The sequence below is a fragment of the Rhodoferax sp. UBA5149 genome, from assembly GCF_002413825.1.
In the GTDB taxonomy this organism is placed as follows: Bacteria; Pseudomonadota; Gammaproteobacteria; order Burkholderiales; family Burkholderiaceae_C; genus Rhodoferax.
Genome location: NZ_DHXT01000003.1, coordinates 7,612 through 14,403, shown reverse-complemented (window position 1 = coordinate 14,403; position 6,792 = coordinate 7,612). Strand labels below are relative to the sequence as shown.

Here is a 6,792-nt window from a genome sequence, read left to right as displayed (position 1 = left end):
GTCTGGTCGTCGCATTTTTCCTTGGCGACGGCGTAAGCAGACTTGGCCTTGGCTTCAAGGACCTTGGTTTGGTCGGCGGCTTTTCCGGTGTAGCTGTATTCCAGCTCGGCGCGTGCCACTGATTCCTTGGCCTTGGCTTCTTGCACACAGACATCCTTGGCGTTGGCCTTCAAGGCAGCGCAAGCATTTTTGTCAACTTTATAGTCGGCGCTGATGCGCGTCTTGTCGGCCTTGTATTCGGCCTTGGTGAGGGTGGCGGCCTGTGCCACTGAGAATGACAGCAGGGCGGCAACGATGAGGGAAGCTTTGAAATTGCGAGAGGTGTTCATAAATATCCTTTTGTGAATGTCAACAATGAAATAACTGAGACAGGTGTTCCCCCTCAAACCGGGACCAAATGGCCGTAAGAGGTGTAACAAGCCCTGACGGTACGCAAACACCGACAGGTTGTCTGTGCGCTGGCGAACCAAAGGGTGCGTTCGGCACCGCACAGACGCTTCTGGGGTGGCTGGGTATGCTTGGTTCTTCTCGCCTTTCACGGGCCAAACCCAGGAGAACCACCATGAATGGATACAGTCACCACGTGTCGGGCTTTTTGCCTACCGTGAAGAGGCCCAAAGCGGGTTCACCACGCTCATTAAACGCGGCGTGCCACGCGAGTGGCTGCAGCTGTTTGACACCGATATTCCGGCGCTTGACTGCTAAGTTGGGCCTGCACTACGTCGCGTATTGCAGTTTTTCGTAACCTGGTTTGATGCTGATGAGCCATGAATCTCATGAAAAAACTAAGCAAAACTTCAACTTTTAAATATGAACGGGGCGCTGACCGATTCGATACCGAGTTGCCTGTCGAGCTCGGGGGAATTCGGGGTTTTTCCCGCAATATCAGCGCAAGCGGAATTTATTTCGAAACCGAAACGACGCGAGAGCCTGGATCGAATGTGAACTTTACGGTTGAAGTGGTTGTACGGGGTCAGAAATTAAAGTTGCAGTGCGAGGGCGAAGTGGTGCGAATGGGCTGTTACGACGGCCTGCTGGGTATTGCCGCCAAGTTTGTGAGCCCTTTTTTCCCTGATGGCATTGAGGTCATTGACGCTCACTTCAGCGTTATGGAAACTCAGATACATTCATCGAATTCGCTAATTAGTGAAGGCCATAAAGCGTTATGCATGCATATTCCGTAACGCGATCCATTATGTCGTCAGGCTAACAATATCCTTCTTATGGAAACCAATGACTTGCTGCGGCACCAATTAGTTTCGCGCCTCCTGGCGCTGCAGACTGAAAATGTTGCGGATAGCGCGATTGACTTGTGGGAGCAGATGGCGACCCAAATCATTTCGATCGTCGGTGAGGGTGGTTTCAGTTCACTTTACGCGCGAAGTGTGTTCCTTACGCAGTCAACATTTCCATGGCTCGCGGTCAGCTCGTTGCCACCAAATGCTAATCACCGGTTCGCCGAATTGAAAATGAGTTTTGAAGGACAAGCACCGGCACTTGTCAGTCAAGCTAATCGACTGCTGCTGATCACGTTTACCGACATCCTGGCATCGCTAATCGGCGAACAGCTGACCACCCGCATTTTGCGTTCGGCATGGGGCCAAGAAACTCATGGTACAGCCGACAAGGAGTTCAAAATTGGATAAGAAGGTAAGAATACGTCGTCTGAAAACTGGCGTACCGGGTCTGGACCAACTGCTGGGTGGCGGCCTGCCCGAATTTTCGTTCAACCTGATTGCGGGCACACCCGGAAGCGGAAAGACAACGCTCGCGCATCAGATCATGTTCTCGCTGGCAACACCGAATAATAGGGCCCTGTTCTTCACGGTATTGGGGGAGCCCGCTTTGAAGATGCTGCGTTATCAACAACAATTTCCATTTTTTGACATTGACAAAGTCAATGAATCGATCCGCTACGTCAACCTGTCCGCAGACTTGCTGGAGGGACATTTTTCCCGCGTCATGTCACGTATTGCCGAAGAGGTAAAAGACTATGCGCCCAGCCTTGTTTTTGTTGATTCCTTTCGATCCGTCGTGCAGGCGGGAAAGCAGAAGGAACAGGGGGCGTCGGAGTTGCAGGGGTTCGTGCAGCGACTGGGAATGCAAATGACAAGCTGGCAGGCAACCACATTTCTAGTTGGCGAATATTTGACACCAGAATTAGAGTCAAGCGCGGTCTTTACCGTGGCGGACGGCATTCTGTGGCTCTCGCAAAATTTGCATCGCAACTCCATGGTGCGCAAGATACAAGTTGTCAAAATGCGGGGCCAGGCGCAGGCCCCGGGTTTGCATACTTTCCGTGTTGGCAATGACGGAATTCGGGTTTTCCCGCGTGCGATGGTTAAAGACAGCACAGGGGCTGAATTAACCACCAAGGCATCTATTGAAGAGTCCCGTGTGCCAATGGGAATACCTGGCCTGGATGATATGTTGGGAGGTGGCTTGCCGGTTGGCTATTCGCTACTGGTAGTCGGGCCATCGGGTTGCGGGAAAACCATATTAACGACAGAATTTCTTGCCGAAGGTGCACGCAGGGGCGAACCCGGCGTGATTGCGGCCTTTGAGAAAAGCCCCAGCCAACTGCTGGGCAATAAAAAGTTGCATTCACTGGTCCAGGCCGGCCAGGTGGGGGTGATCGACACGCGTTCCCTGGACTTGTCGATTGATGAAACCTTGCATGACTTGATCGAAATGATTACCCGGATGAAGGCCAAGCGCGTCGTCATTGACTCGTTGTCAGGGTTCGAGTTGGCACTGGCACCTGAGTTCAGCGAGGATTTTCGAGGATCACTGTACCGGATGGTTGCCGAGTTGACCGGTATGGGCGTGACAGTATTGATGACTTCGGAACTGGAAGACCGCTACACCGATTTGCGCTTCAGTCCCTATGGAAGCGCTTTTCTTGCGGACGCCATCATCGTGCAGCGCTATATTGAAATCGCCGGTCAATTCAAACGCGCCATCTCGGTCGTTAAAGTCCGCGGCAGCCAGCACAGCAAGGACATTCGATCGTTTGACATAACAGACGACGGTATCGTTCTTGGCGAGACCTTGTCTGAGTATGCCGGCATCATGACGGGGCAACCCATGATCACCCCGTCGCCAGAACAACCAGGTGATGGAAGGCGGTAATGAACAACTCTGACATTGATGGCACAACCAATACCGATGACCTCGGTCATTCGGGCCAGTCACGTCAGTACCAAGACAGGTTGGCGCTAGTCGCTATTGCCAATGAAGTGGCAATTCTAAATCGCGAGAAATCGGTCACGGCACGCGAAAACGCTATGCAATTGCGTGAAAATTCGGTCAACGTGCGCGAGCGCAATATTCTCGCGGCGCAGACGCTACAGGCAGCGTCAGACGATCATATGCTGATGCTGCAGCAAGCGAACTCTCAGCTGGTCATCGCTACCGTTGAAGCGCATAAACTGACTGAACAACTCGAAATGGCTAAAGTTCAGCTGGAGCGCGCCTGGCTAGTGGCGGAAAACGCGAACCTCGCCAAATCGGATTTTCTTTCCAGCATGAGCCACGAGTTGCGCTCTCCGCTCAATGCGATCCTCGGTTTTGCGCAACTCCTGGAGTCGGGCTCGCCCTTGCCAACGCCCAGCCAAAAGAGCAGCCTCGACCAGATTCTTCGGGCCGGGTGGTATCTGCTGGAGTTGATCAACGAAATCCTCGATCTCGCCTTGATCGAGTCCGGCAAGCTTTCGCTATCGATGGAGCCCGTATCGCTGACTGAGGTATTGCGCGATTGCCAGGCGATGATCGAACCGCAGGCTCAAAAAGGCGGCATCCGCATCAGCTTTCCTCCATTCGATTGCGATTCCTTTGTCTATGCCGACCGGACCCGGTTAAAGCAGGTGATCGTCAATCTGCTTTCCAACGCGATCAAATACAACAAGGTGGGCGGAACGGTCGACGTCACCTGCAGCGCCGTTACGGCGGGGCGCCTGCGTATCAGCGTACAGGACAGCGGCGAAGGCTTGGCCCCGGAAAAACTCGCGCAGTTGTTCCAGCCCTTCAATCGTCTGGGACAAGAGGCCGGCGCCGAGGAAGGCACCGGCATCGGTCTGGTGGTGAGCAAGCGGCTGGTCGAATTGATGGAAGGCGAAATCGGCGCGCAAAGTACCGTCGGAGCGGGCAGTGTGTTCTGGGTCGAATTAAAACTGGCGGACGCACCACAGCTTGTCCACGATACAGGCGAGCCGCTGACGCCAGTTCAGACACCTGTTCAATCTGACGCAGCGCTGCGCACCCTGCTGTACATAGAAGACAACCGGGCCAACATGGCGCTGGTCGAGCAACTGATCGCACGGCGTCCCGACATGCGCTTGCTGGGTGCGGGGGATGGCGTGCGCGGCATCGAGTTGGCGCGAAGCCATCGGCCACAGGTGATCCTGCTGGACATCAATCTGCCGGGCATCAGCGGACTGCAGGCCTTGAAAATCCTGCGTGAAGATCCGGTAACGACATACATCCCGGTGCTGGCCCTGAGCGCCAACTCCATGCCTCATGACATCGAGAAAGGCCTGGAGGCCGGCTTCTTCGGCTATCTTACGAAGCCGATCAAAATCAACGAGTTCATGGCAGCGCTGGATCGGGCGCTGGAATTTGCGAAAACAAGAACAAAATGATCGACCAGTTCAGTCGAAAGCTGGCGAAACGAGTCGTCGTTAACTCATTGTTTGAGTGTGACTGCATAGGTTTGCCTAGCCCACACTCAGCACATGACAGACCTGTCAGCTAATGGAGGATGGTAGTGAAACAAAATTACAACGACGGCGTGTCCGATGCCTCCAGTCAAATGGGCATGTCAAACCGGCACAAAGACAACGCCTTAACGAACTTCAGAAACGATATCACGCGCAGGGAAAGCGCTGTTGTCGAGGATGAGGCGGCCGTTCTGGGCCGCGAGAAACTGGCCACGGCAAGAGAAGACGCGGCCGAACTGCGCGAAGGGAAGGCCACCGCGCGTGAAGAGGCGGCCGATTTGCGCGAAGGGGCCGCTACCGCACGCGAGCAAGGCATTCGCGCGGGCGAAACCTTGCAGACAGGGTCCGACGATCACGTACAGATGTTGCAGCAAGCGAACGCACACCTGGTCACGGCGGCCATTGAAGCGCACAAGCTGACAGAACAAGTCGAAACAGCCAAAGTTAAGCTGGATCATCTGGCACATCACGATGCGCTCACCGATTTGCCCAATCGAATGCTGTTGCAAGACCGACTGAACCAGGCGATTGAGGTGGCCCGTCGTCAATGCCGGCAGCTTGCGGTGATGTTCATGGACCTGGATCGTTTTAAACACATCAACGATTCCCTGGGACACGCAGTGGGCGACGGCCTGCTGCAGTCGGTTGCACAACGCCTGGTGGCTTGTGTGCGTCAGTCGGACACCGTCAGTCGCCAAGGCGGGGATGAATTCGTGCTTCTGCTGCCGTATATCGAGCATGCGGAAGACGCTGCGCGCTCTGCGCAAAAGATGCTCGCAGCGCTCGCGCTGCCGTACCAAATTGACGGAAACGATCTCCATATCAGCGTGAGTATCGGTATCAGCATTTACCCCGACGATGGTCAGGATGCGCCCACACTGATCAAATGTGCCGACACCGCAATGTACGTTGCCAAGGAAAACGGACGCAACAACTATAAATTTTTCGAGCAGGACATGAATGCTCGTGCCGTCGAGCGGCAATCCGTCGAAGCCAGTTTGCGCCGCGCGCTGGAACGGAATGAATTTGTGTTGCACTACCAGCCCAAAATAGACCTCCAAAGCGGTGAAATTGTCGGCGTCGAGGCGCTCATCCGCTGGCAGCATCCGGACCTGGGGCTGCTGTCGCCAGCACAGTTCGTTCTAATTGCCGAAGACTGTGGTCTGATCCTACCGATTGGCCGCTGGGTCTTGCGCGAGGCGTGTCTGCAGGCCCGTGCCTGGTTGCAGGCCGGGTTGCCAGCGATTACAGTCGCGGTCAACACGTCAGCGCTAGAGTTCCGCGCCAAGGATTTTCTTGACTACGTCCGCGCGACACTTGCGGATACGCGTTTGGAGCCGCGTTATTTGCAACTCGAATTGACCGAAAGCGTCCTGATGCGCGATGCAGAATCCACCGACGGTGTGTTGCATGCGCTGGCCGACCTGGGCGTAAAGCTGGCGATTGATGACTTCGGCACCGGCTATTCCAGCCTGAGCTATCTGAGGCGGTTTCCGATCGATACCTTGAAGATTGACCAGTCGTTCGTCAACCATATGACCAGCAACACGGACGATGCCACCATCGTCAGTGCCGTGATCAGCATGGGAAAGAGCCTCAGACACCGAGTCATTGCGGAGGGTGTGGAAACAACAGAGCAACATGCGTTTCTTCTGGCCCAGCATTGCGACGAAGGCCAAGGCAATTATTTCAGCCAACCGGTGTTGGCAGAGGCGCTCGCCAACTTGCTGAAAAGCGGCGTATCACGTCCCCTTCGCGTTTGATGACATGAACGTTTGCCATCCCGATTGGCGAGTGACGTGCGGTAGCAATAATACACGCTCGTTGGAGGCCATGACGCTATCTCGCTGGGGGTCTGACCGCTGGCCTCAGCAGCAATCCATTCGTCGGTAGCCAGCGCAGTGGCAAAGTTCGACTCAAACACAACGCTGGGGCACCGCCTTTCACATCGAAGGTATGGGTCGACGCACTTTCACGCGCCACTTCAGGCAAATCACTGGTGTCACTGTGGGCCAGTGGTTGTTGAACCAACGTCTGACGCACGCCCAGCGCCTGCTGAAAATAACTGATCGTT

The 6,792-nt window shown here is 54.9% G+C and carries 5 protein-coding genes and 1 pseudogene; 5 read left to right on the top strand and 1 reads right to left on the bottom strand.

Features of this window, described 5'->3' with window-relative positions; translation table 11 throughout:
- Positions 1 to 329: pseudogene (locus tag B3V69_RS00145) on the bottom strand (hypothetical protein); the annotation flags it as partial.
- A gap of 447 nt (positions 330 to 776) precedes the next feature.
- Between B3V69_RS00145 and B3V69_RS00140 the strand changes: the two are divergent.
- The 5 genes from B3V69_RS00140 to B3V69_RS00120 all read left to right on the top strand — a co-directional run bounded on the left by B3V69_RS00140 (position 777) and on the right by B3V69_RS00120 (position 6,481).
- Positions 777 to 1,184, top strand: coding sequence for a PilZ domain-containing protein (locus tag B3V69_RS00140; RefSeq protein ID WP_296442655.1), 408 nt, complete (start codon positions 777 to 779; stop codon positions 1,182 to 1,184).
- 39 nt (positions 1,185 to 1,223) lie between these two features.
- Positions 1,224 to 1,646 carry a hypothetical protein gene (locus B3V69_RS00135; protein WP_296442653.1) on the top strand — a complete coding sequence of 141 codons (423 nt, stop codon included), beginning with the start codon at positions 1,224 to 1,226 and terminating at the stop codon, positions 1,644 to 1,646.
- Positions 1,639 to 3,132 carry an ATPase domain-containing protein gene (locus B3V69_RS00130; RefSeq protein WP_296442651.1) on the top strand — a complete coding sequence of 498 codons (1,494 nt, stop codon included), beginning with the start codon at positions 1,639 to 1,641 and terminating at the stop codon, positions 3,130 to 3,132. Before B3V69_RS00135 ends, B3V69_RS00130 begins: the two co-directional genes overlap by 8 nt.
- The gene (locus B3V69_RS00125) at positions 3,132 to 4,640 is read left to right on the top strand and encodes a hybrid sensor histidine kinase/response regulator (RefSeq protein WP_296442649.1); all 1,509 of its coding nucleotides are present in this window, start codon (positions 3,132 to 3,134) and stop codon (positions 4,638 to 4,640) included. Before B3V69_RS00130 ends, B3V69_RS00125 begins: the two co-directional genes overlap by 1 nt.
- Before the next feature lie 125 nt (positions 4,641 to 4,765).
- Positions 4,766 to 6,481 carry a putative bifunctional diguanylate cyclase/phosphodiesterase gene (locus B3V69_RS00120; protein ID WP_296442647.1) on the top strand — a complete coding sequence of 572 codons (1,716 nt, stop codon included), beginning with the start codon at positions 4,766 to 4,768 and terminating at the stop codon, positions 6,479 to 6,481.
- Positions 6,482 to 6,792: the final 311 nt, after the last annotated feature.